This window comes from Actinophytocola xinjiangensis (assembly GCF_001921215.1).
Taxonomy (GTDB): Bacteria; Actinomycetota; Actinomycetes; order Mycobacteriales; family Pseudonocardiaceae; genus Actinophytocola; species Actinophytocola xinjiangensis.
On the sequence record NZ_MSIF01000007.1, the window covers coordinates 343,606 to 369,992 of the forward strand.

Below are 26,387 nucleotides of genomic sequence, written 5' to 3' on the forward strand. Positions count from 1 at the left end.
CGCGGACCTCGACGACCGCCACTCGCCCTCCCTCTCAGCCGCCGACGAGCCCGGCGGCCCGCCACTTGTCGAAGATCGAACTGACCTGCCGCTCGGCGTCGGCCACGGCCTGCTCCGGACTCGCCTCGCCACGCACCGCGCGGGCGAACATGTTGGGGATGACGAAGGTGTTGAACACCTCGCCGATCGCCGTGGACGCCGGGCCGGGGTGGCCGATGTTGGCGCTCCAGGGCACCGCGTCGGACAGGAAGGCCAGCTTGTCGGCCGGCTTGGCACCGAACGGGTCGTCGCCGAGCCAGTCACCGATGTCGGGGGTGAGGTCCGACCAGGCGCAGAAGTCGTAGAGCTTGGAGTGGTAGGTCGCCGAGGCGAAGTTCGCCGTGTAGTGCAGCAGGAACTCCTTCGCCGCGTCCGCGCCGGTCGCGTGCTCGGGCACGATCCAGTTGTAGAGCACGTGCTGGGCGGCCAGCGCCGCCTTGGGCCCGCGCAGCGCCGGCACGAAGAACGTGTCGTCGGCGATGTCGGGGTTGCTCTCCTGGGCGGTGCGCCATGCCGAGATCGAGTTGACGACGTAGGACAGCTTCCCGGCGACCAGGCCCTGGTTGTTGCTCGCCGCGTTCCAGGAGAACACCTCGGGCGTCATGGCCTGCTTGTACAGGTTGGTCATGTACTCGACGGCGGCCACCGTCTCCGGCGAGTTCAGCGTGACCCGCTCGTTCTCGTCCTGCTCGGAGGCACCGAAGGACCACATCAGCGCCCGCAGCACCATGTTCGAGTCGATCTCCTGGGACATGCCGAGGCCCAGCTGGACGTTCTGGCTCTTCTTGATCTCGGTGGCGCCGGTGAGCAGCTCGTCCCAGGTCGTCGGGCCCTGGGGGAAGCCGACCGGCTCCCACAGCGACTTGCGGAAGTTGCCCGGGTCGGGCACCCAGCCGGGCGAGTAGGCGTAGAACTTGCCGGTGGACGGGTTGGAGCTGGACTTGCGGCACAGCTCCAGCTGCTCACCCCAGCGCGAGCTGGCCTCGTCGACCAGGTCCTTGAGGTCGAGCACGCTGGGCTCGTACTGGGACAGCGTCGCGATGTACTGGATCACGTCGTGGCCCTCGCCGGCCTGGATCTCGGCGGCGATCCGGGTGGGGATCTGGGCCTGGTCGACGTGGTCGACGACGACGTTGACGCCGACCCGCTTGCCCCACTCCTGGGCGAACTTGTCGAACCAGGTGTCGTGGCTGGGAACGAAGTGGCTCCACAGCAGGATCTTCAGGTCACCGGAGAGCTTGGTCGCCGGCTCGGCGAAGGTGACCTCCGGCTCCTTGCCGGTGGCACCGGGATCGACGGTGGGGGACTCCTCGCTGGCGCAGGCGCTGGCGCCGCCGACCGAGGCCGCCATCGCGGCGGCGGCCGCCGCGCGCAGGACCTCACGACGGGTGCGAGGCCGACCGAAAACGCGGGGAACACCTTCGTTCATCGCTGACTCCAGCCTCGATGCGTGTTCAATTGGTCGCTCGGAGGCACCGTAGCCCGACCGTGAGCCGCATCACCAGTCCCGATCAAGAATCGCAACATCGACCTGGGCGAACAGGGCACGCGTGTACGCCAGGCGAACAGGACTGAATCGTTCAGGAAGTCAGCGCGGGGTGATCAGCCCACCTGGACCCGCTCCAGGATCGCCCCGGTGTCCACACCGGAGGGCAGGGTGCCGAACGCGACCCCCCAGTCGCCGTCGAGCCGGGAGGCGCAGAACGCGTCGGCCACGGCCTGCGAGCCGTGCCGCACGAGCAGGGAACCCTGCAACACCAACGCCATCCGCTCCACCAGCCGGCGCGCGCCGGCCTGCGCGGCGTCCGGGTCGGACAGCGCGGCGAGGTCCTTGCGCAGCCGGGCCAGGGCGTCGTCGAGGCGCCGGTCGGCGCCGGCGGCCAGGTCGACCTCGGCGAGCAGCGCGTCGGCGCCCACCGACCCCATGGCGCGCAACACGTCCAGCGCGGCGACGTTGCCCGAGCCCTCCCAGATCGAGTTCAGCGGCGCCTCCCGGTAGAGCCGGGGCATGCCGGACTCCTCGACGTACCCGTTGCCGCCGAGGCACTCCAGCGCCTCGGCGACGTGCGCCGGGGTGCGCTTGCAGATCCAGTACTTGCCGACCGCCAGGCCAAGGCGACGGAACGCGGCCTCGGCCTCGTCGCCGGCGAAGGCGCGGTCGGTGGCGCCGGCCAGGCGCAGCGCCAGGGTCGTCGCGGCCTGCGACTCGACGGTCAGGTCGGCGAGCACGTTGCGCATCAGCGGGGCGTCGGCCAGCAGCTGGCCGAAGGCGCTGCGGTGGTTGGTGTGGTGCACGGCCTGGACCAGCGCGGCCCGCATGCCGGCGGCGCCGCCGATGACGCAGTCCAGCCTGGTCATGTTGACCATCTGGATGATGGTCCGCACGCCATGGCCCTCCTCGCCGACGGGCCACGCCAGCGCCTCGTCGTACTCGACCTCGGAGGAGGCGTTGGCCCGGTTGCCGAGCTTGTCCTTGAGCCGTTGCAGGTGCATGCGGTTGCGGGTGCCGTCGGGCAGCACGCGCGGCAGCAGGAAGCACGACAGGCCGCCGGGGGCCTGGGCGAGCACCAGGAACACGTCGCACATCGGCGCGGAGGTGAACCACTTGTGCCCGGTCAGCAGGTAGCTGCCGTCGGGCTGGGGCAGCGCACGGGTGGCGTTGGCGCGCACGTCCGAGCCGCCCTGCTTCTCGGTCATCGACATGCCGGCGGTCAGGCCGGGCTTGGTGTCGGGGACGGCCAGGACCGGGTCGTAGGCGGTGGCGGCCAGCAGCGGCTCGAACCGCGCGGCGAGGTCGGGGGCGTGACGCAGGGCCGGCACGGCGGCGTAGGTCATCGAGATCGGGCAGCCGTGGCCGCCCTCGACCTGGGACCAGGTGTGGAACCTGGCCGCGCGGGCGACGTGCGCGCCGGGGCGGGGATCGCGCCAGGGGGCGGCGTGCAGGCCGTTGGCGACCGCGACGGTCATCAGCTCGTGGTAGGCGGGGTGGTACTCGACCTCGTCGACGCGGTGGCCGTAGCGGTCGTGGGTGCGCAGCACCGGCTCGTTCTCGTTGGCCAGCCGCGCCCACTCCTGGGCGCGCGCGGTGCCGGCCAGCCGGCCCAGCTCACGCAGGCCGGGTTCGGCCCAGCCGGCACCCTCGCGGCGCAGGCCCTCGAGCAGGGCAGGATCGTCCGCGACGTCGTGGTCGACGAGGAGCGGAACCTGGTTGATCACGGTGTGGGTCGCCGACATGGGACCCATGTTACGTATTTTGAACACGCGACGCCAGATCGTAAGGGAGATCGATGGAACTGCCGGACGTGCCGGGACTACGGCCGCTCACCGCCAGGTCGGTCGTGCTGAGCACCCTGCTCGGCGCCTACCCGCCCCGGCTGCCGGCCAGGAGCCTGGTGCGCGTCGGCGAACTGTTCGGCATCGCCGAGGGCACGATCCGGGTGGCGCTGTCCCGAATGGTCGCCGCCGGCGACCTGCGCCAGGACCACGGCGACTACGCGCTGACCGAACGGCTCGTGCACCGCCAGGCCCGCCAGGACCACAGCCGCTCCCCCGCCACCCGCCCGTGGCCGGGCGACTGGGAGATCGCCGTGGTCACCGCCGCCAGCCGCAGCCCCGCCGAGCGGACCGCGTTCCGCGCGCGGATGGCCGGCCTGCGGCTGGCCGAGATCCGCGAGGGCACCTGGCTGCGCCCCGCCAACCTCGACCGCCCCCTGGACGTCGACCGCGCCGGCTGCCTGGTGCTCACCGGCCGCCCCGACGGCGACCCGGCCGCGCTGGCCGCGACCCTGTGGGACCTGCCGGCCTGGGCCGACCACGCCCGCCGGCTGCACGACGCGCTCACCGGCACCGACGACCTGGCCGCCAGCTTCATGGTCTCCGCCGCCGTACTGCGCCACCTGCTCGCCGACCCGGTCCTGCCCCCGGAACTGGTGGGCGCCGACTGGCCGGGCGAGCCGCTGCGCGCCCGCTACGAACACTTCGACGCGCGCTTCCGGTCGGTCCTGCGCACCCACCTCGACGTGCCGTGATCACTCATCCGGTGGGCCGCGCACGGTTTGGGTAGCGTGCGGGAATGATCGGTCTGCCGGACGACGTGACGGCCTGCCTGTTCGACCTCGACGGCGTGCTCACCGGCACCGCCGCGCTGCACCGCGCCGCGTGGAAGGAGACCTTCGACGGTTTCCTGCGACGACGCGACGGCGCCGGGTTCCGCGAGTTCACCGACGCCGACTACAACGACCACGTCGACGGCCGGCCCCGGTTCGACGGTGTCCGCGCGTTCCTCGCCTCCCGGGACATCACGCTGCCCGAGGGCGGCCCGGACGCCCCGCCCTCCGACGACACCGTGCAGGGCCTGGGCAACCGCAAGAACGAGCGCGTCCAGCAGATCATCGCCGAGCGCGGCGTGTCGCCCTACCCCGGCTCGGTGCGCTACCTGGAGGCCGCCGACCGGGCCGGGCTGCGGATCGGCGTGGTCACCTCCTCGGCCAACGGCAAGGCGGTGCTGGAGGCCGCCGGCCTGACCCGGTTCGTCCAGGCCCGCGTCGACGGGGTGGTGATCGCCGACCGGGGCCTGGCCGGCAAACCCGCGCCGGACAGTTTCCTGGCCGGCGCCGAGGAACTGGGCGTGCCGGCCGCGAAGGCGGCGGTGTTCGAGGACGCGCTGTCGGGCGTGGCCGCCGGCAGGGCCGGCCACTTCGGCTACGTCGTCGGCGTCGACCGGGCCGGTCAGGCCGACCGGCTGCGCGCCCACGGCGCCGACGTCGTGGTCACCGACCTGGCCGAGCTGCTCGGGGAGGAGTCGTGAGCGAGCTTGCGAGCGAACCAGTGTCACAGGGCGACCGCGAGCGGCGGCACCGAGCCCGCGGGGGGGCGTCGTGAGTGAGCACGGGTTCCAGGTCGCGCCGTGGGAGCTGCGGTGGAACACCCTCGACCTGTCGGCGATCGAGCTGACCGAGTCGGCGTTCGCGCTGTCCAACGGGCACATCGGGATGCGCGGCACCCTGGACGAGGGTGAGCCGTGCGCGCTGCCCGGCACGTACCTCAACGGTTTCTACGAGCAGCACCCGCTGCCCTACGCCGAAGGCGGCTACGGCTATCCCGAGGACGGGCAGACGGTCGTCAACATCACCGACGGCAAGATCATCCGGCTGCTGGTGCAGGACGAGCCGCTGGACATGCGCTACGGGCAGGCCGTGGAACACCACCGGGTGCTGGACTTCCGCTCCGGCACACTGCGCCGCGACACCGTCTGGGAGTCCCCGACCGGGCGGCAGGTGCGGGTGCGCACCGAGCGGCTGGTGTCGTTCACCCAGCGCGCGGTGGCCGCGATCCGCTACGAGGTCGAGCCGCTGGACGGCGACATCCAGCTCGTCGTGCAGTCCGACCTGCTGGCCAACGAGCCGGTCGAGTCGGACACCAAGGACCCTCGGGTGGCCGCGACCCTGCGCGACCCGCTGGTCGCCGAGGACGGGATCGTGCGGGGCCTGCGGGCCGCGCTGGTGCACTCCACCCGGCGTTCGAAGCTGCGCCTGGCCGCCGCCATGGACCACGAGATCATCAGCGAGAACGGTCTGCGCACCGAGATCCACGCCGAGGAGCACCTGGCCCGGTTGACCGCCGCCGCCGACGTGCCGGGCGGGTCGACGTTGTGCATCACCAAGTATCTCGGCTACGGCTGGTCGGCGCGCCGTTCGGCGCCCGCGCTGCGCTCCCAGGTCGACGCGGCGCTGGCGGGCGCCATGCAGACCGGCTGGGCGGGTCTGCTGTCCGAGCAGCGCCGCTTCCTCGACGACTTCTGGGAGACCGCCGACATCGTCCTGGACGGCGACGACGAGTTGCAGCAGGCCGTGCGGTTCTCGCTGTTCCACGTGCTCCAGGCCGGCGCCCGAGGGGAGAGCCGGGCGATCCCCGCCAAGGGCCTGACCGGCCCCGGCTACGACGGCCATTCCTTCTGGGACAGCGAAACGTTCGTGCTGCCGGTGCTCACCTACACCATCCCCGACGCCGCCCGCGACGCGCTGCGCTGGCGACACGCGACCGTCGACAAGGCCAAGGAGCGGGCGCGCGCGCTCGGCCTGTCCGGCGCGGCGTTCCCGTGGCGTTCGATCAACGGCGCCGAATGCTCGGCGTACTGGCCGGCCGGCACCGCCGCCTTCCACGTGGCGGCCGACGTGGCCGACGCGACCATCCGCTACCTGGCCGCCACCGACGACGAGAAGTTCGAACGCGACAGCGGCGTGGAGCTGCTGGTGGAAACCGCGCGCCTGTGGGTGTCGCTGGGCCACCACGACGTGCACGGCGGCTTCCGCATCGACGGTGTCACGGGCCCGGACGAGTACACCGCCGTGGTCGACAACAACGTCTACACGAACGTGATGGCCCAACGAAACCTGCGCGGCGCGGTCGACGCGTGCCGGCGCCTGCCCGAGGTCGCCGAGGCGCTCGGCGTCGCCGACGGCGAGATCGACGCCTGGCGTCTCGCGGCGGAGAAGATGGTGGTCCCCTACGACCCGATGCTCGGCGTACACCCCCAGTCCGAACGCTTCACCGAACACGCCGAGTGGGACTTCGACGCCACCCCGGACGAGAACTACCCGCTGCTGCTGCACTACCCGTACTTCGACCTCTACCGCCGCCAGGTCGTCAAACAGGCCGACCTCGTCCTGGCCCTGTACCTGCGCGGCGACGCGTTCACCGCCGAGCAGAAGGCCCGCGACGTCGCCTACTACGAGTCAAGAACCGTCCGCGACTCGTCCCTGTCCGCCGGCCCGCAGGCCGTGATGGCCGCCGAGGTGGGCCACCTCGACCTGGCGTTCGACTACTTCGCCGAAGCCATCCTGACCGACCTGCACGACCTGCACCGCAACGTGCGCAACGGCCTGCACATCGCGGCGCTGGCCGGCGCGTGGATGGTCACCGTCGCCGGCTTCGGCGGGATGCGCGACCACGACGGTTCCCTGAGCTTCGCCCCGAGACTGCCCTCGGCCCTGTCCCGCATCGAGTTCCGGATGACCTACCGGGGTAGCCGGTTCGCCGTGCGGATCACGCGCACGCACGCCACGTACGAGCTGTTGGCCGGCTCCCCGCTCCCGGTGACCCACCACGGCCACCCGATCGAGATCGGCCACACCCCGTTGCGCCACGGCATTCCGGACCTGCCGACACCGGAGCCGATCCGCCAGCCACCCGGCCGGGAACCGGTCCGCCGCGTGCCCGGCTGAGGCGACACCCGGACCGTTGCGAAAGCGAATCCCCGCCCCGTTCCTCACCCGCGCGGGAAAGGGGATCCCTTGTCTTGAGGATAGTCGACACCCCCGACGGACCAGGGGCGCGCGGGCGAGTTGTCCACAGGGGCGTCGGGTGGGCGGCACCTGCTCCGACCAGCTGGAACGAGGCTACAGGGCCCATCGCCCGTGACCGTTCGACCGGGGCCGCGAGCGCGTTCCCCGGCCGATCCGGTCACTGGGTGCCGAGGGCCTGCCAGTCGAGGACGGGGGCGGCGAGGTCGCGGATCGTGGCCAGCAGGCCCAGCCGGGCCGCGCGCAGCGCCGGGTCCTCGGCCATCACCAGGATGTCGTCGAAGAAGGTGTTGATGGGGACGGTCAGGGCGTTGGCCGACGCGACGAACTCGGGCAGCGAGTGGGGCCCCGCGCCCAGCGACCCGGTCACCGTGCCGACGGACTGGTGCAGCGCCACCTCGGCCGGTTCGGTGAGGCGCCCGGGGTCGTAGTCCGACGCCGTGTCGGCGGGGACGATGCGGCGGACCCGTTGCAGCGCCGCCGCCAGGGCCGCGAACTCCTCGTCGTCGCGGCGGGCGGACAGGGCGGTGAGGGTTTCGGCGGCGGTGGCGGGGGGCAGGGCCAGGACGGCGGCGACGTGCCGGTGGTCGTGGCCGGCGTCGAGGAGTTGCTGTTCGGCCCGGCGGGTCATGAACTCCTCGGCCTCGGCCAGGGTCTCGGGCGACACCTCGATGCCCTGGGCGCGGACCCGCTCGGCGGCGGCGGACAGGCCGCGGCCGAAGGTGATCTCCCGCAGGGGCGGGTGCGCGCGCAGGATGGTGATCACGCCGGCGGCGGCGCGGCGCAGGCCGAACGGGTCGGAGCTTCCGGTGGGCGCGGCGCCGACGGCGAACAGGCCGACCAGCATGTCGAACCGGTCGGCCAACGCCAGCACGGCACCGGGCAGCGTCGCGGGGGCCGCGTCGCCGGCCGAGCGGGGGCGTTCCATGTCGAACAGGGCCTGGGCGACCTCGGGGGTCTCGCCAGCCCGCAGCGCGTACTCGCGGGCCATCACGCCGGCCAGGCTGGTCAGCTCGACGACCATCTGCGAGCCGAGGTCGAACTTGGCGAGGGCGGCAGCTCTCGCCAGCACCGCACTGTCCTCTGTGGACAACACAGTGCCCAGATCCGCTGCCACGGCGGCGATCCTGGCCGCGCGGTCGGCCATCGAGCCCAGCCGCTCCTCGAACGCCAGCTGCTCCAGGCCCGCCTTCATCGTCTCCGGGGCGACCTTGAGGTCCGCCCGCCAGAAGAAGCTCGCGTCCTCGTACCGCGCCCGCAGCACCGCCTCGTTGCCGGCGCGCACCGCCTGCGCCGAGCACGCGCCGTTGGCCACGGCCACGAAGTGCGGTAGCAGGGAACCGTCGGCCGCGCGAACCGGAAGGTACCGCTGGTGTTTGCGCATCACCGTCGTCAGGATCTCCTGCGGCAGCTCGAGATACGCCGGGTCGAACCCGCCGAGCATCGCGTTCGGCTCCTCGACCAGGTTGGTGATCTCGTCGACCAGCGCGGCCTCGCCGGCGACGTCGACGGTGCCGCCGGCCGACTCCGCGAGCGCCAGCGCGTCGGCCACGATCCGCGACCGGCGCTCGACGACGGAGGCGACGATCCCGTGCTTGGCCAGGAACTCCAGGTAGCCGGCGGCGGCCGGCACCTCCACCGCCGGCACCTCGGCGGTGCGGTGCACCCTGGTCGTGCGGCCGGCCGCCAGCGACGACGCCACGACCGGCACCACCTGCTCACCGAGCAGCGCCACCAGCCACCGCACCGGCCGGGTGAACGACAACTTCGGGTCGTTCCAGCGCATGTTCTTGTCCGCACGCAGTTCGGTGACCAGCGCGCCGAGGACCTCGGCCAGCACCTCCACCGCGCCGCGCCCCGCGTCGGTCCTGGTCACGCCGACGTGCTCGACGCCGTCGAGGTCGACCCGCTCCAGCGCGGACACGTCGACACCCTGTCCCCTGGCGAAGCCCTGCGCCGCCCTGGTCGGCTCGCCGTCGGGCCCGAACGCGGCGGCCACCTTCGGCCCGCGGACGAACCGCCGCGCGTCCGGCTCGCGCGCGGCGACGTCGTCGACCAGCGCCACCAGCCGCCGGGGGGTGGCGTGCACGGTCACCTCGCCGTGCGCCAGCCGGGTGCCGGCGAGCTTGCCGGCCAGCGCCTCCCGCACCGCCCGCGCCGAGCGGGTCACCTCGCCGGGGGGCAGTTCCTCGGTGCCGATCTCGAACAGCAGCGGCGCGACCCCGGTCGCCTCGGGCAGCGTGTCCGGCACCGTCGCGGCCGGCGGGACGGGCGCGGTACCCAGCGGGTGGCCCAACTCCTCGCGGCGCGCGGCCCACAGCGCCGAGACCTCCCTGGCCAGCCCGCGCATCCTGGCGAACGCCCGCGCCCGCTCGGTCGTGGACACCGCGCCGCGCGCGTCCAGCACGTTGAACGTGTGCGAGCACTTGAGGACGTGCACGTGCGCGGGAACCGGCAGCCGGGCGTCGAGCAGCCGGCGCGCCTCGGCGGCGTAGTCCTCGAACAGCCGACGCTGGGTGTCGACGTCGGCGTCGTCGAGGTAGAAGCGGCTCATCTCGTACTCGGCCTGGCCGAACGCCTCGCCGTAGGTGATGCCCGGCGCGTACTGGATGTCCTTGAAGTGGCTGACGTTCTGCAACGCCATGATGATCCGCTCGACGCCGTAGGTGATCTCCACCGACACCGGGTCCAGGCTCAGCCCACCGGCCTGCTGGAAGTAGGTGAACTGGGTGATCTCCAGCCCGTCGAGCCACACCTCCCAGCCAAGGCCCCACGAGCCGGTCGCCGGGTTGGCCCAGTTGTCCTCGACGAACCGGATGTCGTGCGCGTGGATGTCGATGCCCAGCGCCTCGAGGCTGGCCAGGTACTGCTCCTGCGGGTCGCCCGGGTCGGGCTTGAGGATCACCTGGAACTGGGTGTGGGTCTGCAACCGGTTGGGGTTCTCGCCGTAGCGGGCGTCGTCGGGCCGCACGCTGGGCTCGACGTAGGCGACCCGCCATGGCTCGGGACCGAGCACGCGCAGGATCGTGGCGGGGTTGAGGGTTCCGGCACCGACCTCGGTGTTGAACGGTTGCACGATCATGCAACCGCGGTCGGTCCAGTATCGGGTCAACGCCAGCAACGCGTCCTGCATGGTCAGCACCGCCCAACCCTACGAGAGGGTGGCCCGCGGGAAAGTGCCCACCCATAACATGTGCGCCGTGACCGGTTCATTACCCGTGCGGCCCCGGCGAGGGGTCGTGGTCCTGCTGGCCGTGTCGGTCGTGTCGTTCCTCGCCGCCGGTGCGCTGACCGTCGTCGCGCTCGCCGGCGCGGACACCCCGGAGCCCTGCTGCGCCGGTCCGGTCGCCCAGGCCGACGCGCTGCCCTCGCCCACCACCGCACCGCCCGCGACCCGCGCGCCGGCGTTGCCCCAGTGCCTGGTCGGGTCGTGGACCACCAGCGACGAGACGCTGATGGTCAAGTTCTACACCGACGTCGGCAAGCTGCCGATGACCACGTCCGGGCGCAGCTACGAGGTCCGCGCGAACGGGACGGTCGTCGAGCGCAACCAGAACGTCCAGCTCGTCGGCAACCACAACGGCACGCCGATCCGGCTGGTGATCAACGGCACGCGCGAGTTCCGCTGGACCGCCACCGCGAACACCATCACCTACCGGTCGGTCACCCGCACCAACCTGAGCTGGACCTACTTCGACAACCGGGGCGAACTCAGCACCGAACGGGACAAACCGGACCCGAACTTCACCGAGACCAACAGCTACCGCTGCGAGGGCGGCCAGGTGACCGAGTCGAACTCCGGTGGCTTCCACTCGGTGTGGAAACGCACCGCCGGCTACGGGTACTACGGATGATCCGCGTCCTGGCGGTCGGGGCCGCGATCGCGCTGGCCGCCGGCGCACCGGCCAGCCCCGAGGAACGCGCGGCGGCCATCACCCGCCCGGCGGTGGTGTCGGTCGAGGTCGACTGGCACGGCTGGGTGCGTGACCCGGGCACCGGTGAGGTCTTCGGCGGCCCGTCCGGGTACACGGCGACCACCCGGTGCAGCGGCGTCGTGGTCGCCGAGGACGGGTACGTGGTGACCGCCGGGCACTGTGTCGACGCCGGCCCCGCCGGGGGCGGCGGCGCGCTGGTCGACCTGGCGCTGGCGGAGCTGGCCGGGTACGGCCGGGTCGGTGACGAGACCAAGGCCCGGGCCCAGCTGGCGACGGTCGCGGTCGTCGAGGGGGCGAGCGCCGGCACGCCGGTGCGCCGGGACGTGCGGGTGGCGCGGATCGTCGGCACCTCCTCCCCCGAGCTGGACGTGGCCCCGGCCACGGTCGTGGACCTGCTGCCGCCGGGCGAGGGCGACGTCGCGCTGCTCAGGATCCCGCGTGAGCAGCTGGCGGCGGTCGAGGTGACCACCGAGGACGCGCTGCCGGCCGGCACCCCGGTCCTGGCCGTCGGCTTCCCGGCGGCGGTCGGCGACGCCACCGACCCCGGCACCGAGCCGACCAGCAAGAACGGGCAGATCTCGGCCCGGCGCGCGGTCAGCGGCACCCCGCACTACGAGATCAGCGCGGCGGCCGCCCCGGGGATGAGCGGCGGGCCGGTGGTGGACATGGCCGGGCGGGTGATCGGGCTGGTCAGCGCCGCCCCCCGGGGCGAGACGCAGCCGTTCAACCTGGTCACGGCGTCCTCGTCGATCTGGAAGGCGCTGCGCGGGCACCCGGTGCGGGCGGTGCCCAGCGCCAACGACCGCAACTTCGTCGCCGGCCTGGACCGCTACTACGACGGCGACTACCCGGAGGCGGTCGAGTACTTCGACGCGGTACTCGCGGCGACCCCGGCACACCGGCAGGCCGCCGAGTACCGGCGGCTGGCGGCCGAACACGGCGATGGCGGGCCGGACGTCGTGCTGCTGCTGATCATCGGGTGTGCCACGCTCGGGGTCGGCACGGCGGTCGCCGGCACGGTCCTGTGGCGGCGCCGCCGGATCGCCGACCTGCCGACGCCCCCGCACGGGCTGGCCCTGGGGGTTCACCACGACTGACCGGATCCGGTGGCGCGACACTCGACGGGTGCTACTGAAGCTGCTCGCCGGGGCCGTGGCGCTGGCCGTGCTGGTCCTGGTGCTCGCCTACCTGTTCCAGCGGCGGCTGGTCTTCCTGCCGGCCGACGGTCCGGTGCCGGCGGCGGACACGGTGCTGCCCGGCGCGTCCGACGTCGAGCTGCGCACCGCCGACGGCCTCACGCTCGGTGCCTGGTTCGTGCCCGCCCGTGGTGACGACACCGGAGTCGGCACCGAAGTCGACCGCGGAGTCACGGTGCTGGTCGCCCAGGGCAACGCCGGAAACCGAGCGAATCGGGCGCCGTTGGCGGCCGCGCTGCGGGCCCGTGGCCTGTCGGTCCTGCTGTTCGACTACCGAGGGTATGGCGGCAACCCCGGCGACCCGACCGAGGACGGCCTCGCCCTGGACGTGCGCGCCGCCCGGGACCACCTGGTCGAGCGGGGCGCGCGGCGGATCGTGTACTTCGGGGAGAGCCTGGGCGCGGCGGTCGTCGCCGAACTGGCCACCGAACACCCGCCGTGCGGGCTGCTGCTGCGCTCGCCGTTCACCGCACTGGCCGACGTCGCCGCCGAGCACTACCCGTTCCTGCCGGTCAGGCTGCTGCTGCGGGACCGGTTCCCGGTCGTGGAGCACGTCAGGCGGGTCACCGTGCCGACGACCGTGGTGTTCGGGTCGGCCGACGAGGTCGTGCCGGTGACGCAGAGCCGGACCGTGGCGGAGGCGACGGCTGGGCCGGTCACCACCGTCGAGGAGCCCGGCGCCGGTCACAACGACGCCGTGCTGCTCGACGGCCCCCGACTGGTCGACGCCACGGCCCGGCTCGCGAGCGGCAGCGGCCCTCAGGCCACGTGCTGACCCCGGCGCTTGCGGTGCTGGTAGGCGGCCCGGCGTTCGCTCTCGTCGAGCCCACCCCAGATGCCGTAGGGCTCGTAGACGGTCAGGGCGTGGTGGCGGCACTCGACGATCACCGGACAGCCCCGGCAGATCTCCTTGGCCCTTTCGATGCGTTCCTCGCGTGCCTGGCCCCGTTCGGCCCTCGGATGGAAGAACATCTCGCTGTTGCGGCCCCGGCAGGCCCCCAGTCGTTGCCAGTCCCAGGTCTCCGCCACTGGGCCCGGCAGCCTCGACACGTCAACCATGGGCTGTTCCTCCGTCAGTCGCGCTTGCCCGTACGCGACTGGTGGTACCCCGGCGGATCGTGGCACAAACACGACTGGTGCGCCCGTCGTCGGACACGTCATGATGATCGGGTACGGGTTTCGGCCGGGGAGGCGATGACAGTGGCACGACCGATCTGGAGCGGTGCGATCAACTTCGGTCTGGTGACCATTCCGGTCGAGCTCTACAGCGCGACCGAGGATCACACGATCAGCTTCCGCCAGTTCGAGCGGGGCACGTCGGACCGGATCCGGTACAAGCGGATCAACGAGCGCACCGGCAAGGAGGTGGCGTTCTCCGACATCGTCAAGGGCGCCGACCTCGGCGGCGGCGAGTACGTGATCATCGAGCCGGACGAGCTGGAGGCCATCGCGCCCGGCCGCTCCCGCACGATCGACATCAACTCGTTCGTCGAACTGGACGACATCGACCCGATCTTCTTCCAGAAGACCTACTGGCTGGCGCCGGCCAAGGAGGAGTACGGCAAGTCGTACTCGCTGCTGTTGCAGGCCATGGAGAAGACGAACCGCGCGGGCGTGGCGTCGTTCGTCATGCGTGGCAAGGAATACCTGACGGCGGTGCGCGCCGGCGACGGCATGCTGGTGCTGAACACGTTGCTGTTCCCCGAGGACATCCGCGACCCGGCGAAGGAACTCAAGTCGCTGCCGGAGATCTCCACCGCGCGCGGCAAGGAGATCGACATGGCGGTCAGCCTGATCGAGTCGATGACCGACGAGTGGCGCCCCGAGGACTTCCACGACACCTACACCGAACAGGTCGAGAAACTCATCGAGGACAAACGCGAGGGCCGCGAGATCGTCGCCGAGACCGAACCGTCCGAGCCGACGAAGGTCGTCGACCTGTTCGAGGCCCTGTCCCGCAGCGTCGAGGGCCGCAAACAGCGCCGCGACGAGCCGGCATCCTCGACCGATCAGGACCTCGACGACCTCACCAAGGCCGACCTGGACAAACTGGCGCGTGATCTGGACGTCAAGGGCCGGTCCAAGATGAGCCGTGAGGAACTCACCGCCGCCGTCGCGCAGGCGCGACGCAAGGCCGGAGCCGCCTGAACTCGTCATCTGACACACCACCGACCCCTAACGCTCGGTAACCTGAGAACGAATTTGGGCTGAGCGTCTTTGGGGAGGCGGCCATGGCCAAATACGTTCCGGTCATCAACCGGCGCCTGCTGCCAGCGGTCGGACTCGGCACGGCGGTCGCGCTCGGAATCGGTGTGCTGCTGTCGGTCGACACCACCCGGCAGACACTGTTGGACCTGTGGTGGGCGCTGCTCGTGCTGGCCACAGGCGCACTGCTGTTGGTCCGGCGGCATCTGGGGGCGCTACTGTCTCGCCGTCGCCCGAAGGAGTCGCTGTCGCCGAGGGAGCAGGAGAAACTGCTGATCGAGAAGCGCAAGATCTGGTCGCAGCGGCGCGCCGCGCTCGTCATGTTCGTCGGCGCGCCGGCCATGATCGTCCTGCTGGGCGGTGTCGCCGTCCTGCCGGAGAACTGGCACCTGGTGGCGCTGCGGGCCGCGCTGCTGCTGGTGGTGTGCCTGCTGCCGGCGATCCTGTGGTACCTGTTCCTCACCAGCCGAAGGGCCAGCCTGCTCAACGAGTTCCTCGCCAACCTCGACCGGCTCGGCCTGATGAGCGAACAGCCGGGCGAGTCGGAGGTCCCGCGACGGCGCCGCATCTCCGGCTACCTGCAACGCTTCGGCGCCGTGTACGGCGATCTGCCCGAGGTCGTGCACAGAACGGTGCAGGACAACAAGTTCGAGCGCTACACCCGCGACGACTTCAGCGGCGCGTCCGGCGTGACGACCGCCGCCGTCCCCGTGCTGACCGCGACGGCCCTGATCTCCATCGGCTGGCTGCTGACCCTGCCCCCGGTGATCCAGGACGAGGGCGCCGGTGTGGTGCAGTGGATCGACGCGCTGGCGCCGACCCTGCAACCGATCACGCTGGCGTTCATCGGGGCGTACTTCTTCGCCATCCAGATGCTGTTCCGGCGGTACGCGCTCAAGGACCTGCGCGGCAGCACCTACATCCAGGTGTCGATGCGGATCATTCTGGCCATCATCGGCGTGTGGGTCCTGACCGTGGTGAACAACCACCTGCGCCTGCTCGACGACGGACTGCTGCACACCGTGTCGTTCGTGATCGGCGTCTTTCCGTTGGTGATCTGGCAGGTCCTGTCCCACCACCTGAAGAAGCTGCCTTTCCTGACGGTGCCGAGCATGCGGTCGGCCCTTCCTCTCGACCGGCTCGACGGACTGACGGTGTGGCACCAGAGCCGGTTGGAGGAGGAGGACATCGAGAACGTTCCCAACCTGGCGACCGCCGACCTGGTCGACCTGTTGCTGAACACCCGGCTGGCCCCCAACCGGATCATCGACTGGACCGACCAGGCCGTTCTCTACACCCAGCTGGGCCAGGACGCCGAGGAGAAGCGCTCGCAGCTGCACGCCAGAGGCATTCGCAACGCCACGACGTTCCTCCAGGTGGCGGCCGACCCACGGGCACGGTTGTTCGACGACGAGGCGTCCCAGGCGACCGTTCCGGCACTGGTGACCGGCCTCCAGGCGAACGGGAACGTGGAACTGATCCGGTGTTGGCGGCGGCAGTGCGGGAATTCCCAGGAGGTCGTGCTGCCGATTCCCGTTGCCGCGGCTCGGGATTCCTGACCACCCACAGCCAGCCCCCACCGCGATCTTCGGGGTGGGGGCCGGGTTGCGGGTTCCTTGGCCGAGACGGACGGCTCCCCGGTCCCGGTCGGGACCAACGACGGGTCCGGGGCCGCCTTGTCAGGGCAGCGCGGAGAGGACTTCCTTGGCCATGGCTTTGGCGGCCTCGGTGGCTTCTTCGGTGGTGATGGCGGCGGGTTCGCCCAGGTTGGTGTTGCCGTCGCCGGTGTCCAGTTCGGCGGCGTCGCCGCCGCCGTAGGTGATGACGACCAGACGGCTGCCGGGGAGGAGGACGGTGATCCTCGCGGAGGTGGACGGAACGAGGCTGTGGCCCACCACCAGGAAGGCCGCCGTGCCGAGGTCGGGTAGGTCGACGGGCGCTTCGGCGGTCGCGCCCTTGCTCGGTCCGTCCTTGTCCGGGCCGTCGGCGTAGTCCTCCTGGGCGTCCTGCTTGGCCTTCTCGTAGTCGCCCTCGGGGTTCTGTGCCACCGCGGACACTGTGACGGAGGCGTTGCGCAGGCGCAGGCCCGGTGAGTCGGGTCGGGGGACGGCGCTGTTCCACCGGCACTCGGCCATGCCGTAGGAGCTGGTGCTGGTGCCGGTCTTCGGCTTCGGGAGGTAGCGGTCGATCAGCGCCTCGGACAGGGTCTCGCAGAGCATGTCGCCGGAGAGGTCGCCGTCGGGTGCGGTGGTGGCGCCGCCGCTGGTCAGGGACGGGAGGTTCGTGGCGATCTCGGTGCCGACCTCGGTGAGCGCCGCGATCAGCACCTCCCGGGTCAGGTAGACCTTGTTGTCCCGATCATCCGGGTTGGGGCGGTCACCGCCGTGGTAGACGGCTTTCACGCCCCACATTCCGCCGCGGAACAGGGCCGACGCCTCGGTGCGGCCGTCGGCCTCGTCCACCACGAACGTCGTGAATCCCTCGTCGCCGACGCCGTTCAGGTCGGCGGTGTCGGGTTTGCCGGCGCGCTGGGACGCCAGCCAGTCGGAGGCGGCCGTCTCGGCACTGGTGCCGTCGACCATGTCACCGTTCATGTCCACCGTCAGGACCGCGTTGACCTCGACGGTCAGGAAACGGAAGTTGTTGCCGTCCGTGGCGCTGACCTGGCACAACGCCTGCTTGACGGACTCGGTCGACTGGACCGTGCCGTTGCTGATCCGCGCGTCCGGGGTGTACTTGGCCAGGGTCTCCGCCGACAGCAGGTCACACACCTGCTGGCCGGTCAGGTCAGGCAGCTCCGTCGTCCCCGCGGCCTCACCCTCCGGGGAGGCGGACGGGCTCGCCTCCCCGGCGGTCACCGCGCCGCAGCCCGCCACCAACGCCACGCACATCCCGATGCCGGCCATGGTCAGCCGTACACCCATCTCACTCACCCCTGTCGGTCGTTGCCTGTTGGGGTGGGAGTGTGTCCAGGGGCGCTTCGGTCGCGCTTCGCCCGCGGTTACGCGCGCTTGTAGAACGGCAGCTTCACGACCTCCACCGGCTGCGCCTTGCCGCGCACGTCCACGAACAGCGCCGTGCCGGGCTCGGTCAGCGCTGGCGGGACGTAGGCCATCGCGATCGGGTGCCCGAGGGTCGGCGACAGCGCACCGCTGGTCACCGTGCCGACCGGGGTGTCGCCGTCGAGGACCGGGTAGCCGTGGCGCGGCGCCCGGCGGCCCTCGGAGGTCAGGCCGACGCGCTTGTGGTCGGCCGGGTTCTTCGCCCGCTCCTCCAGCGCCGCGCGGCCAACGAAGTCCGCCGCCTTGTCGAACTTGACGACCCGGCCCAGGCCCGCGTCGAACGGGCTCATGTCGGCCGACAGCTCGTTGCCGTACAGCGGCATCCCCGCCTCCAGGCGCAGCGTGTCGCGGGCCGCCAGGCCGGCCGGCAGCAGACCGTCGGCCTCGCCGGCCCCGGTCAGCGCCGCCCACACGTCGGTGGCGTGCTCGGCCTGCGCGAACACCTCGAAGCCGTCCTCGCCGGTGTAGCCGGTCCTGGCCAGCAGCACGTCGTGCCCGGCGACCCGGGTCGGCACACTGCCGTAGTAGGTCAGGGTGTCCAGGTCGGCGTCGCACACCCGGCCGATGATCCCCGCCGAGCGCGGGCCCTGGCAGGCCACCAGCGCGCAGTTCCGCGACCGGTCGTCCACCTCGACGGTGAAGCCCTCCGCGCGCGAACGCAGCTCCCCGGCCACCAGGTCCGAGTTGGACGCGTTGGCCACCACCATGAAGTGGTCCTCGCCCAGCCGGTACACCACCAGGTCGTCGAGCACCCCGCCGGCGGCGTCACAGATCATCGTGTACCGGGCACGCCCCACCTTCAGCCCGGACAGGTTCCCCACCAGCGCGTAGTCCAGCGCGCGGCCGGCCTCCGGGCCGGTCAGCTCGATCTCGCCCATGTGGGACAGGTCGAACAGGCCGGCGGCCTCGCGCACCGCCCGGTGCTCGGCGAGCTCACTGCCGTAACGCAGCGGCATCGACCAGCCGGCGAAGTCGGTGAACGACGCGCCGAGGGCGGCGTGGACGTCGTGCAGAGGGGAAGATGTGCTCATGACAGCGATCCTGCCTGGCCCGGTACCCAGCCGGAACAACGGGGGTACCGGGCCAGGCAGACCTCACGGGTAGAGGGTCATCCCCGGGTCCAGGGCGATCTCGACGACCTCGTCCAGCGACAGCGGAGACGGGATCGACCGGTCGGGTGAGTGGTAGCTGACCTCGAGGCAGGTCCCGTCCGGCTTGATCACCGACACGAGGGTCGCCGACGCGTTCGCGGTCTCGTCCACCCGGGTGTGGACCGCCTCACCGTCAGGTCCGGCGATGGAGGCACACTCCGGCGCGGGGTCCGTACCCGCCCACGGCCCGCACGGATCGGCCCGGCCAACGCCCTGATAGGGGTACACGGTGAACTCGATCGCCGCCTCGCCGCCGGCGACGGCGATACCGGCCCCCGTCGTGTACCGGCCGTCCGGCTCGTCCGGCCGCGCCGCACACTCGACCCACTCGATGATCCTGTTCTGGGTCTTGACGAACTCCAGCGGCTCGTGGCTCCCGTCGCCCTCGCCGTCGACCAGCCGGGCGCCGTCGGGGAGCCGGTCGCCGACCAGCTCACGGGCCAGGGCGGAGAGCCGACCGGTCGCCTCCCTGTCGGTTTCGGTCAGGGTCGGCGGGCACCCGGTCGGGATGATCGCCGTGGGGCTGGACGGGGTCGCCGATGGGGTCCGCGACGGATCGGGCGCCAGGAACGACACCGCGCCGACCGTGAGCGCGACCACCGCCACGGCCCCGGCCACCGGGGTGGCCATCTGCCGGACCCGCGCCTCGCGGCGTCCCCGCGCGATGGCCTCGTCCACGCGCACGGTGGACGGGGGCGGCTCACCGATCGCGTCGTCGAACGTGTTCTTGTCCATGATTCACTCCGTTGACCTTGTCGGTACCTCGAGTGCCCGTGCCCGCAGCGTGTCGAGCCCCCGCGCGGTCTGGCTCTTCACGGTTCCGGCGGTACACCCGAGGATCTCGGCGGTCTCGGCCACCGAGAGATCGCAGTAGAGGCGCAGCACCACGGCTGCCCGCTGTCGCGGCGGCAGGCCGTCGAGCAGGTCGAGGACCTGGGCCCGGTCGACCACCTCGTGCCGGGTCGGCTGCTCGACGTCGGGCAGGTCGGCGGTCGGCTGTTCGCGCCGCCACGGCCGGCGGCGCTCGTCGAGCCACACCCGCAGCATGATCCGCCGCACGTAGCCGTCGAGCCGCACCTCGTCCTTGACCCGCGCGAAGTGCCGGTAGAGCTTGGTGATCGTCACCGACACCAGGTCGTCCGCCGTGTGCCAGTCGCGACACAGCAGGTACGCGACGCGGCGCAACGAGTCCATGCGCGCGGTCACGTAGTCGCGGTACGCCGCCTCGTCAGCCCGGTTCATCCGGCCTCCCCCGTGTTCGCCTCCACACCCGGTCAACGGCGCGCGGGCGAAGCGGGGTTGCTCAGTCCAGGCGGAATCCGTAGGGAAGTTCGAGGCGGTGGGCGGCCAGCAGCGCGGTGTCGGCCAGCAGGTCGCGGGTCGGGCCGTCGGCGACCACCACGCCGTCGTCGATCAGGACGCTGCGCGGGCACAGTTGCAGCGCGTAGGGCAGGTCGTGGGTGACCATGAGCGTCGTGCGGCCCAGTTCCAGCAGCACCTCGGCCAGTTCCCGGCGGGCCACCGGTTCCAGGTTCGACGACGGCTCGTCGAGCACCAGGATCTCCGGGTCGCAGGCCAGCACGGTCGCCAGGGCGACGCGGCGGCGCTGCCCGCCGGACAGGTGCGGCGGCGAGCGGTCGAGGTGGCCGGCCATGCCGACCGCGTCGAGCGCCTCGTGGACACGCTTGGTCAGCGCGTCGCCGGACAGGCCGAAGTTCGCCGGGCCGAACGCCACGTCCTGCGCGACCGTCGGCATGAACAGCTGGTCGTCGGGGTCCTGGAAGACGATGCCGACCCGCCGGCGGATCTCCCGCAGGTTCGACTTCACCACCGGCAGGCCGGCAACCTCGATCCGCCCGGTGCCGCCGGTGAGCACGCCGTTGAGGTGCAGCACCAGCGTGGTCTTGCCGGCGCCGTTGGGCCCGAGCACCGCCACCCGCTCCCCCGGCTCGACCCGCAGGTCCACGCCGTAGAGCGCCTGGTGGCCGTCCGGGTAGGCGTAGGCCAGCCGCTCGACGAGCAGCGCCGGCGGCGTCGGTTCACCTGTCACGGCAGCCATACTGCCGCCGCCAGGACGGCGCCGGTCACCAGGACCGGGGTCAGGCCGGTGAGCCAGGTACGCAGCGTGGCCGGGGCCCCGTAGTCGGGCATCCGGCCCGTCCAGCCCCGGGAGACCATCGCCAGGTGGACGCGTTCGCCGCGTTCGTAGCTGCGGACGAACAGGGTGCCGATCCCGCGGGCGGTGGCGCCGACCTGCCAGAGGAACCTCGGGTCGTGGCCACGGGAGACGCGCGCGGTGCGCATCCGGCGGGCCTCGGCGGCGATGACCTCCAGGTAGCGCAGCATCAGCGTGGCGATGGTGGTGATCACCGCCGGCGCCCGCAGCCGCTGAAGGCCCACGACCAGTTCACCCGGGGTGGTGGTCGCGGCGAGGGTCAGCGAGACCAGCACGCCGAGGGTGCCCTTGGCGAGGATGTTCCAGCCGGCGAGCGTGCCCTGCTCGGACAGGCTCATGCCCAGCACGGTGATCCGGTCGCCGCCACCGAGGAACGGCATGACCAGCGCGATCACCACGAACGGCACCTCGATGACCGCCCGCCGGGCGATGTGCCCGAACGGCACGGCGGCGATCGCCCAGATCACCGCCAGCAGCACCAGGTAGCCGGCGAAGGCCAGGAACTCGGTGCGTGGCGTGGCGACCACGCAGAGCACGCCCAGCAGCGCGCAGACGATCTTCACCTGGGCCGGCAGCCGGTGGACCACCGAGTCGCCGGGGCGATACAGCAGGTGGTGACCGCTACTCACGGTGGGGGCGCTTGCGCAGCAACCAGAACAGGCCGCCGGCGATCACCAGCGTGACCACGACGCCGAGCACCCCGGCCAGGCCGGTGAACCGGTCGTCGCCGTCGACGGCGTAGTCGGCCAGCGGGCTCGCGGCCAAGTCGTGGTCCTGCGCGTTGCGGGCGATGCAGTCGCCGACCAGTTCCTCTCCGGCGTCGGTCTCGACGACCTCACACCCGTCGAGGGTGGCGGTGTCCAGCCCGTCGGGGTTCGGGTCGGCCAGGTAGGACAGGGCCCCCGCGATCACCAGCGCCACCACCGCGAACCCCACCAGGAACAGACTTCTGCGACGGGTGTCGGCGGTCATGCCGTGCTCTCCTTCGGGGTCGCGACCGGGGCGTCACGCAGTTCCAGCGGCGCGGACCGCCCGCGCAGCAGGTGGACCAGGTCGGGCCGGGCGGCGGCGACCGCGCCGACGGTCAGCGCGGTGATCACGCCCTCCCCGATCCCGATCAGGCAGTGCAGTCCGAGGACCGAACCGGCGACCGCCCCCAGCGAGAACGCCGCGTCGCCGCCCAGCGCGAACTGCAGGATGAACCCCGCCGAGGCCACGACCGTGTTGACGAACGCCGCGACGAAACACACGATCATCAGCCCGGTGCGGCCACGGGCGGCCAGCGGGCGCAGCAGCATCGCCGTGCCGAACCCTGCGGCCACCCCGATCAGCGCCATGTTGGTGACGTTCGCGCCGAGCGCGGTCAGTCCCCCGTCGGCGAACACCAGCGCCTGCACGGCCAGCACGATGCCCACGCACAGCGCACCGACCCAGGGCCCGACCAGGATCGCGGCCAGCGCGCCGCCGAGCAGGTGGCCGCTGACCCCCGGCAGGATCGGGAAGTTCAGCATCTGGGTGGCGAACACGAACGCGGCCACCAGCCCGGCCATCGGCGCCGTGCGGTCGTCGAGGTCGCGCCGGGCACCGACGAGGGCGGCGGCCAGGCCGGCCACCGCCACCCCCGCGAAGATCACCGAGACGGGCGCGTTGATCAACCCGTCGCTCATGTGCATGGCTGTCGAGGCGGACACGACCATCACACTAAGCACCGGGACGCGGTTGTCGCCAGAGTCTTGCAACAAACTGTGACTTGCGACGACCGCCGCGTCACGCTCAGACGAACGCGTTCAGGCCGGTCAGTGAACGCCCGATGAGCAGCTTCTGCACCTGGCTGGTGCCCTCGTAGAGGGTCATCACCCTGGCGTCGCGCAGGATCTTCGCGACCGGGTACTCGTCGAGGTAGCCGTAGCCGCCGTAGACCTGGATCGCCAGGTTGGCGGCGTTGACGGCGTTCTCGCTCGCGTACAGCTTGGCCATCGACGCCTCGGTGCGGAACGACTCGCCCCGGTCGATCAGGTCGGCCACCCGCCACACCAGCAGACGTGCGGCGTCGGTGCCCACCGCCATGTCCGCCAGCATCTGCTGCACCAGTTGGAAACCGGCGATCGGTTTGCCGAACTGCTGGCGTTCCCCGGCGTAGCGGGTGGAGGCCTCCAGCGCCGCCCGCGCGAGGCCGACACAGCCGGCGGCGACCGACATCCGGCCCTTGTCCAGCGCCGCCATCGCGATCTTGAAGCCCTGGCCCTCGTCGCCGAGCAGGGCCGAGGACGGGACGCGGACACCGTCGAGGATCAGCTCCCCCGTCGACTGGCCGCGCAACCCCAGCTTGCCCTTGATCTCCCGGTGTTCGAAGCCGGCCGACGAGGTCGGCACCAGGAAGGCGCTCACGCCGCGCGGGCCGTCCTCGCCGGTGCGGGCGAACACCAGGGCCAGGTCGGCCCAGGTGCCGTTGGTGATGAACATCTTCGTGCCGGACAGCACCCAGTCGTCGCCGTCGCGGACGGCCCTGGTGGCCAGGTTGCCGGCGTCGGAACCGGTGTCGGGCTCGGTGAGGCCGAAACAGGCCAGCGACTCGCCCGAGCACAGGCCGGGCAGCCACCGGGTCTTCTGCTCGGTGGTGCCGTAGGACAGGATCGTCTTGCCGACCAGGCCCAGCGACACCGACACGATGCCCCGGATGGCCGAGTCGCCCCGGCCGATCTCCTCCATCATCAGGCAGTAGGCCAGGTGGTCCCCGCCCGAACCGCCGTACTCCTCCGGCACGGTCAGGCCGAGGAAACCCACCTCGCCCAGCTTTCCGACGATCGAACGGTCGACCTGTTCGGCCAGGTCCCAGTCGCGCACATGGGGCACGACCTCACGGTCGACGAAGTCGCGCGCGAGGTCGCGCAGCGCCGCCTGCTCTTCGCTGAGGGACAGATCCATGCCGGCGACCATACCTAAGCGAGCGCTTAGCGAACACCCGCGCCGTGGGTCGCGACCCAGCGATCCATCGAGTACTCGACCATCGTGATCAACGTCTGCTTGACCGACTGCCGGTTCCGTGCGTCGCAGGTCACGATGGGGACCTCCAGCCCGATGGCCAGCGCGTCGCGCACCTCCTCGACGGTGTGCTCGCGCCGGCCGTCGAAGCAGTTCAGCCCGATCACGTAGGGCAGGCCCCGGTCCTCGAAGAAGTCGATCGGCGAGAACGAGTCGGCCAGCCGCCTGGTGTCGGTCAGCACGACCGCGCCGATCGCGCCGCGCACCAGGTCGTCCCACATGAACCAGAACCGCTCCTGGCCGGGCGTGCCGAACAGGTAGAGCACCAGGTCCCGGTCCAGCGACACCCGGCCGAAGTCCATCGCCACGGTGGTGGTCGCCTTGCCGGGGGTGGCATCGAGGTTGTCGATCCCCCTGCTCGCCTCGGTCATCGCCGCCTCGGTGGTCAGCGGCATGATCTCGGAGACCGAACCGACGAAGGTCGTCTTGCCGGCACCGAACCCGCCGCCGACGACGATCTTCACGGAGGTCATCGACGGGCCTTCGCCCGGGCCGGCGCCTGGTACGTCAAAGCCGACGGAGTCCACTCAACACCCTTTCCATCAACCTGAGGTGAGCCTTGTTGGCACCACCGGTAGCCGTCTTGTGCACGATGACCAGGCCGAGTCCGGCCATGTCCCCGAGCAGGACCTTGGCGACGCCGAGCGGGACCGCGAGCATCGTGGCGACCTCGGCGACCGACCTCGGCTCGGCACACAGCTCGGCGACCGACCGGTGCTCGATCTGCGGGAGGGCGTCGATGTCCTCGCCCAGTTCACTGGTGGACACCATCACCTCGATTCGAAGGTCCACTGTGGACTTCGTGCGGCCTCTGGTCCACGCGTAGGGCCGCACGATCGCCGCGTCGGCGTCGAACTCGTGGTCGGACACCGGGGCTGGCCGCCAGTCGATGCGTTTCATGATCTCCTGACCCGATCCGTTCTCGACTCTGGTGTCCGAAGTGGACATGGTGGCGCCCTTCCCCCGTTTTCGCCCACGGCCGGCGAAGGTCAGACCGTTCACCAGATCGGCGAACGTGCCGTTGTCGAACTCGTCGTAGCTCACGCCGGCAGCCCAACCATCCTCCCGCCGGCGCCCTTGAGCTGAGCCCGGAGTTCGGGCGTCAGGAGCTGACCGACGCGATCGACGAGCAGGGTCATCTCGTAGGCGACCTGGCCGATGTCACACACCGGCGCGGCCAGCACGGCCAGGCAGGACCCGTCGCTGATGGCCATCAGCAGCATGATGCCGCCCTGCATCTCGACGATGGTCTCCTTCACCTCGCCGGCCTCGAAGCACCGTGCGGCGCCCTGGGTCAGGCTCACCAGCCCGGAGGCGACCGCGGCCAACTGGTCGGCGCGGTCGACCGGCAGCCTGGCCGAGGACGTGAGCAGCAGCCCGTCGGCGGAGACGACGACGGCGTGGGCGACACCGGGTACCCGTTCGGCGAAGTCGTTGACCAGCCATCCGAACTGGCTCGGTTGGGACTGCGGGGAAGTCATTCACGCTCCTGTTGCTCGTTTTCCCGGATACCGTTGCCCCCCGGCCGATCGGCGACGTTGCGCCGGCCGCGCGAGAGGCCCTGCTGGAAGCTGCCGAGACGGCCGCGAAGCTCCTCGGCCCGTTCGGCTCGCGGCTGCCCGTCGGGGCTGGCCGGGGGGACGCTGCCGGGAAGGAGGTGGTCCAGCGGGGTGCGTCGCGGCAACCCGCCGGGGGTGAACTCGACGGGCTTGGCCGAGGAGACCGCGTTGGCCGCCCGCCAGCCGCCGTCGGCCGCGAAGTGCCACTCCACCGGACCACCGCCGTGGTCGCGGGCCCGGCGCACGCCGTAGTGGTAGTTGCTGAGCCGTTCGCGCATGTCCTCGGCGGCCTTGCCCGGCCGGGCGGGCGGCGGGGCGCCCTTCTGGCCGGGGACAGCGCCCTTCTGGCCGGAGACACTGCCCTTCTGGCCGGCGACACTGCCGGGAACGAGGTTCTGCCGGGGGTTGCGGCGCGGCAACCCGTTGTCGGTGTACTCGACGGGTTCGGCCCGGGACGCCGCGCGGGCGACGTCGAACCCGGCGTCGGCGTCGAACCGCCACGGCCGGCCGGGCGTTTCCGCCGGTGGGGGTGCCGGTTCCGTGGCCGGCGGGTCGGTCCGGAACCAGGCCGAGACCATCTCGTCGAAGATCGGGGTGGTCTCGTCCAGCCGGCGGGGCGGGGCGGCCGGGGGCGGCCCGGTGGGCCCCCACGGCGCGAACAGGGACTGAGGGGGGCCGCCGGCCGACGTGCGCCGGGGGTGGGGCCGCGGCGCGCGGGGGG

Annotated in this window: 24 protein-coding genes and 1 pseudogene; 8 read left to right on the plus strand and 17 right to left on the minus strand. The window is 71.7% G+C overall.

Features of this window, described 5'->3' with window-relative positions; translation table 11 throughout:
* Positions 1-34: 34 nt before the first annotated feature.
* Together BLA60_RS17640 and BLA60_RS17645 are read right to left on the minus strand one after the other, a co-directional pair.
* Complete coding sequence (locus BLA60_RS17640; protein WP_154814419.1) at positions 35-1,468, minus strand: ABC transporter substrate-binding protein; 1,434 nt, start codon at positions 1,466-1,468, stop codon at positions 35-37.
* A 173-nt stretch (positions 1,469-1,641) separates the two neighbouring features.
* Positions 1,642-3,273 carry an acyl-CoA dehydrogenase family protein gene (locus BLA60_RS17645; RefSeq protein WP_075134031.1) on the minus strand — a complete coding sequence of 544 codons (1,632 nt, stop codon included), beginning with the start codon at positions 3,271-3,273 and terminating at the stop codon, positions 1,642-1,644.
* Between the two features lie 53 nt (positions 3,274-3,326).
* Between BLA60_RS17645 and BLA60_RS17650 the strand changes: the two genes are divergently transcribed.
* The 3 genes from BLA60_RS17650 to BLA60_RS17660 all read left to right on the plus strand — a co-directional run bounded on the left by BLA60_RS17650 (position 3,327) and on the right by BLA60_RS17660 (position 7,262).
* Positions 3,327-4,067 (plus strand): PaaX domain-containing protein, C- domain protein, encoded by a 741-nt coding sequence (locus tag BLA60_RS17650; protein WP_075133978.1) that lies wholly within the window; start codon positions 3,327-3,329, stop codon positions 4,065-4,067.
* 44 nt (positions 4,068-4,111) lie between these two features.
* Entirely contained in the window at positions 4,112-4,846 is a 735-nt protein-coding gene (locus tag BLA60_RS17655) for an HAD family hydrolase (RefSeq protein ID WP_075133979.1), read from the plus strand.
* Between the two features lie 70 nt (positions 4,847-4,916).
* Positions 4,917-7,262, plus strand: coding sequence for a glycoside hydrolase family 65 protein (locus tag BLA60_RS17660; protein WP_075133980.1), 2,346 nt, complete (start codon positions 4,917-4,919; stop codon positions 7,260-7,262).
* A 238-nt stretch (positions 7,263-7,500) separates the two neighbouring features.
* Here the strand turns inward: BLA60_RS17660 and BLA60_RS17665 are convergent, their stop codons facing one another.
* Positions 7,501-10,473, minus strand: a complete 2,973-nt coding sequence (locus tag BLA60_RS17665; protein WP_075134032.1) for a glycine--tRNA ligase — start codon at positions 10,471-10,473, stop codon at positions 7,501-7,503.
* A gap of 67 nt (positions 10,474-10,540) precedes the next feature.
* Here BLA60_RS17665 and BLA60_RS17670 point away from each other — a divergent pair, with 67 nt between their 5' ends.
* Genes BLA60_RS17670 through BLA60_RS17680 form a run of 3 tightly spaced genes read left to right on the plus strand, consistent with a single transcriptional unit; the run spans position 10,541 to position 13,246 of the window.
* Positions 10,541-11,194 (plus strand): hypothetical protein, encoded by a 654-nt coding sequence (locus BLA60_RS17670; protein ID WP_154814420.1) that lies wholly within the window; start codon positions 10,541-10,543, stop codon positions 11,192-11,194.
* Entirely contained in the window at positions 11,191-12,372 is a 1,182-nt protein-coding gene (locus tag BLA60_RS17675) for a S1 family peptidase (protein WP_075133982.1), read from the plus strand. Before BLA60_RS17670 ends, BLA60_RS17675 begins: the two co-directional genes overlap by 4 nt.
* A gap of 28 nt (positions 12,373-12,400) precedes the next feature.
* Positions 12,401-13,246: an alpha/beta hydrolase gene (locus tag BLA60_RS17680; RefSeq protein ID WP_075133983.1), complete on the plus strand. Its 846-nt coding sequence runs from the start codon at positions 12,401-12,403 to the stop codon at positions 13,244-13,246.
* Here the strand turns inward: BLA60_RS17680 and BLA60_RS17685 are convergent.
* Positions 13,231-13,530: a WhiB family transcriptional regulator gene (locus tag BLA60_RS17685; RefSeq protein WP_075133984.1), complete on the minus strand. Its 300-nt coding sequence runs from the start codon at positions 13,528-13,530 to the stop codon at positions 13,231-13,233. The genes BLA60_RS17680 and BLA60_RS17685 overlap by 16 nt on opposite strands.
* Positions 13,531-13,671: 141 nt before the next feature.
* Here BLA60_RS17685 and ku point away from each other — a divergent pair, with 141 nt between their 5' ends.
* Positions 13,672-14,619, plus strand: a complete 948-nt coding sequence (ku, locus tag BLA60_RS17690) for a non-homologous end joining protein Ku (protein ID WP_075134033.1) — start codon at positions 13,672-13,674, stop codon at positions 14,617-14,619.
* Between the two features lie 83 nt (positions 14,620-14,702).
* On the plus strand, positions 14,703-16,235 hold the full coding sequence (locus tag BLA60_RS17695) for a hypothetical protein (protein ID WP_075133985.1): 1,533 nt from the start codon (positions 14,703-14,705) through the stop codon (positions 16,233-16,235).
* 120 nt (positions 16,236-16,355) lie between these two features.
* Here BLA60_RS17695 and BLA60_RS17700 read toward each other — a convergent pair whose 3' ends face one another.
* The 13 genes and pseudogenes from BLA60_RS17700 to BLA60_RS44240 all read right to left on the minus strand — a co-directional run.
* Complete coding sequence (locus tag BLA60_RS17700; RefSeq protein WP_075133986.1) at positions 16,356-17,600, minus strand: hypothetical protein; 1,245 nt, start codon at positions 17,598-17,600, stop codon at positions 16,356-16,358.
* A 77-nt stretch (positions 17,601-17,677) separates the two neighbouring features.
* Positions 17,678-18,769: a glycine cleavage system aminomethyltransferase GcvT gene (gene gcvT / locus BLA60_RS17705; protein WP_075133987.1), complete on the minus strand. Its 1,092-nt coding sequence runs from the start codon at positions 18,767-18,769 to the stop codon at positions 17,678-17,680.
* Between the two features lie 63 nt (positions 18,770-18,832).
* On the minus strand, positions 18,833-19,624 hold the full coding sequence (locus BLA60_RS17710) for a hypothetical protein (protein WP_075133988.1): 792 nt from the start codon (positions 19,622-19,624) through the stop codon (positions 18,833-18,835).
* Between the two features lie 3 nt (positions 19,625-19,627).
* On the minus strand, positions 19,628-20,131 hold the full coding sequence (locus BLA60_RS17715; RefSeq protein ID WP_075133989.1) for a SigE family RNA polymerase sigma factor: 504 nt from the start codon (positions 20,129-20,131) through the stop codon (positions 19,628-19,630).
* 61 nt (positions 20,132-20,192) lie between these two features.
* Positions 20,193-20,948, minus strand: coding sequence for an energy-coupling factor ABC transporter ATP-binding protein (locus BLA60_RS17720; RefSeq protein ID WP_075133990.1), 756 nt, complete (start codon positions 20,946-20,948; stop codon positions 20,193-20,195).
* Positions 20,936-21,694, minus strand: a complete 759-nt coding sequence (gene cbiQ / locus BLA60_RS17725) for a cobalt ECF transporter T component CbiQ (protein WP_075133991.1) — start codon at positions 21,692-21,694, stop codon at positions 20,936-20,938. Before cbiQ ends, BLA60_RS17720 begins: the two co-directional genes overlap by 13 nt.
* A complete protein-coding gene (locus BLA60_RS17730) occupies positions 21,687-22,037 on the minus strand; it encodes a PDGLE domain-containing protein (protein WP_075133992.1) in 351 nt (116 codons plus the stop codon). Before BLA60_RS17730 ends, cbiQ begins: the two co-directional genes overlap by 8 nt.
* Positions 22,034-22,738, minus strand: coding sequence for an energy-coupling factor ABC transporter permease (locus BLA60_RS17735; RefSeq protein WP_170108399.1), 705 nt, complete (start codon positions 22,736-22,738; stop codon positions 22,034-22,036). Before BLA60_RS17735 ends, BLA60_RS17730 begins: the two co-directional genes overlap by 4 nt.
* Positions 22,739-22,838: 100 nt before the next feature.
* On the minus strand, positions 22,839-23,990 hold the full coding sequence (locus BLA60_RS17740) for an acyl-CoA dehydrogenase family protein (RefSeq protein WP_075134035.1): 1,152 nt from the start codon (positions 23,988-23,990) through the stop codon (positions 22,839-22,841).
* Between the two features lie 26 nt (positions 23,991-24,016).
* Positions 24,017-24,580 (minus strand): GTP-binding protein, encoded by a 564-nt coding sequence (locus BLA60_RS17745; protein ID WP_084735024.1) that lies wholly within the window; start codon positions 24,578-24,580, stop codon positions 24,017-24,019.
* Between the two features lie 34 nt (positions 24,581-24,614).
* Entirely contained in the window at positions 24,615-25,151 is a 537-nt protein-coding gene (locus tag BLA60_RS17750; protein WP_245812029.1) for a DUF742 domain-containing protein, read from the minus strand.
* Positions 25,148-25,588, minus strand: coding sequence for a roadblock/LC7 domain-containing protein (locus tag BLA60_RS17755; RefSeq protein WP_075133994.1), 441 nt, complete (start codon positions 25,586-25,588; stop codon positions 25,148-25,150). The genes BLA60_RS17750 and BLA60_RS17755 overlap by 4 nt, the downstream gene beginning before the upstream one ends.
* A pseudogene (locus tag BLA60_RS44240) lies at positions 25,585-26,387 on the minus strand (hypothetical protein); the annotation flags it as partial. The pseudogene BLA60_RS44240 and the gene BLA60_RS17755, both read right to left, overlap by 4 nt.

What these genes read in the sequence shown, in the direction of transcription:
- BLA60_RS17695 (WP_075133985.1), top strand. Translation starts at nt 14,703, where the DNA reads ATGGCCAAATACGTTCCGGTCATCAACCGGCGCCTGCTGCCAGCGGTC.
- BLA60_RS17720 (WP_075133990.1), bottom strand. Translation starts at nt 20,948, where the DNA reads ATGGCTGCCGTGACAGGTGAACCGACGCCGCCGGCGCTGCTCGTCGAG.
- BLA60_RS17650 (WP_075133978.1), top strand. Translation starts at nt 3,327, where the DNA reads ATGGAACTGCCGGACGTGCCGGGACTACGGCCGCTCACCGCCAGGTCG.
- BLA60_RS17715 (WP_075133989.1), bottom strand. Translation starts at nt 20,131, where the DNA reads ATGAACCGGGCTGACGAGGCGGCGTACCGCGACTACGTGACCGCGCGC.
- BLA60_RS17740 (WP_075134035.1), bottom strand. Translation starts at nt 23,990, where the DNA reads ATGGATCTGTCCCTCAGCGAAGAGCAGGCGGCGCTGCGCGACCTCGCG.
- BLA60_RS17735 (WP_170108399.1), bottom strand. Translation starts at nt 22,738, where the DNA reads ATGCACATGAGCGACGGGTTGATCAACGCGCCCGTCTCGGTGATCTTC.
- gcvT (WP_075133987.1), bottom strand. Translation starts at nt 18,769, where the DNA reads ATGAGCACATCTTCCCCTCTGCACGACGTCCACGCCGCCCTCGGCGCG.
- BLA60_RS17745 (WP_084735024.1), bottom strand. Translation starts at nt 24,580, where the DNA reads ATGACCTCCGTGAAGATCGTCGTCGGCGGCGGGTTCGGTGCCGGCAAG.
- BLA60_RS17730 (WP_075133992.1), bottom strand. Translation starts at nt 22,037, where the DNA reads ATGACCGCCGACACCCGTCGCAGAAGTCTGTTCCTGGTGGGGTTCGCG.
- BLA60_RS17655 (WP_075133979.1), top strand. Translation starts at nt 4,112, where the DNA reads ATGATCGGTCTGCCGGACGACGTGACGGCCTGCCTGTTCGACCTCGAC.
- BLA60_RS17700 (WP_075133986.1), bottom strand. Translation starts at nt 17,600, where the DNA reads ATGGGTGTACGGCTGACCATGGCCGGCATCGGGATGTGCGTGGCGTTG.
- BLA60_RS17755 (WP_075133994.1), bottom strand. Translation starts at nt 25,588, where the DNA reads ATGACTTCCCCGCAGTCCCAACCGAGCCAGTTCGGATGGCTGGTCAAC.
- BLA60_RS17645 (WP_075134031.1), bottom strand. Translation starts at nt 3,273, where the DNA reads ATGTCGGCGACCCACACCGTGATCAACCAGGTTCCGCTCCTCGTCGAC.
- BLA60_RS17710 (WP_075133988.1), bottom strand. Translation starts at nt 19,624, where the DNA reads ATGGACAAGAACACGTTCGACGACGCGATCGGTGAGCCGCCCCCGTCC.
- BLA60_RS17640 (WP_154814419.1), bottom strand. Translation starts at nt 1,468, where the DNA reads ATGAACGAAGGTGTTCCCCGCGTTTTCGGTCGGCCTCGCACCCGTCGT.
- BLA60_RS17685 (WP_075133984.1), bottom strand. Translation starts at nt 13,530, where the DNA reads ATGGTTGACGTGTCGAGGCTGCCGGGCCCAGTGGCGGAGACCTGGGAC.
- BLA60_RS17665 (WP_075134032.1), bottom strand. Translation starts at nt 10,473, where the DNA reads ATGCAGGACGCGTTGCTGGCGTTGACCCGATACTGGACCGACCGCGGT.
- BLA60_RS17675 (WP_075133982.1), top strand. Translation starts at nt 11,191, where the DNA reads ATGATCCGCGTCCTGGCGGTCGGGGCCGCGATCGCGCTGGCCGCCGGC.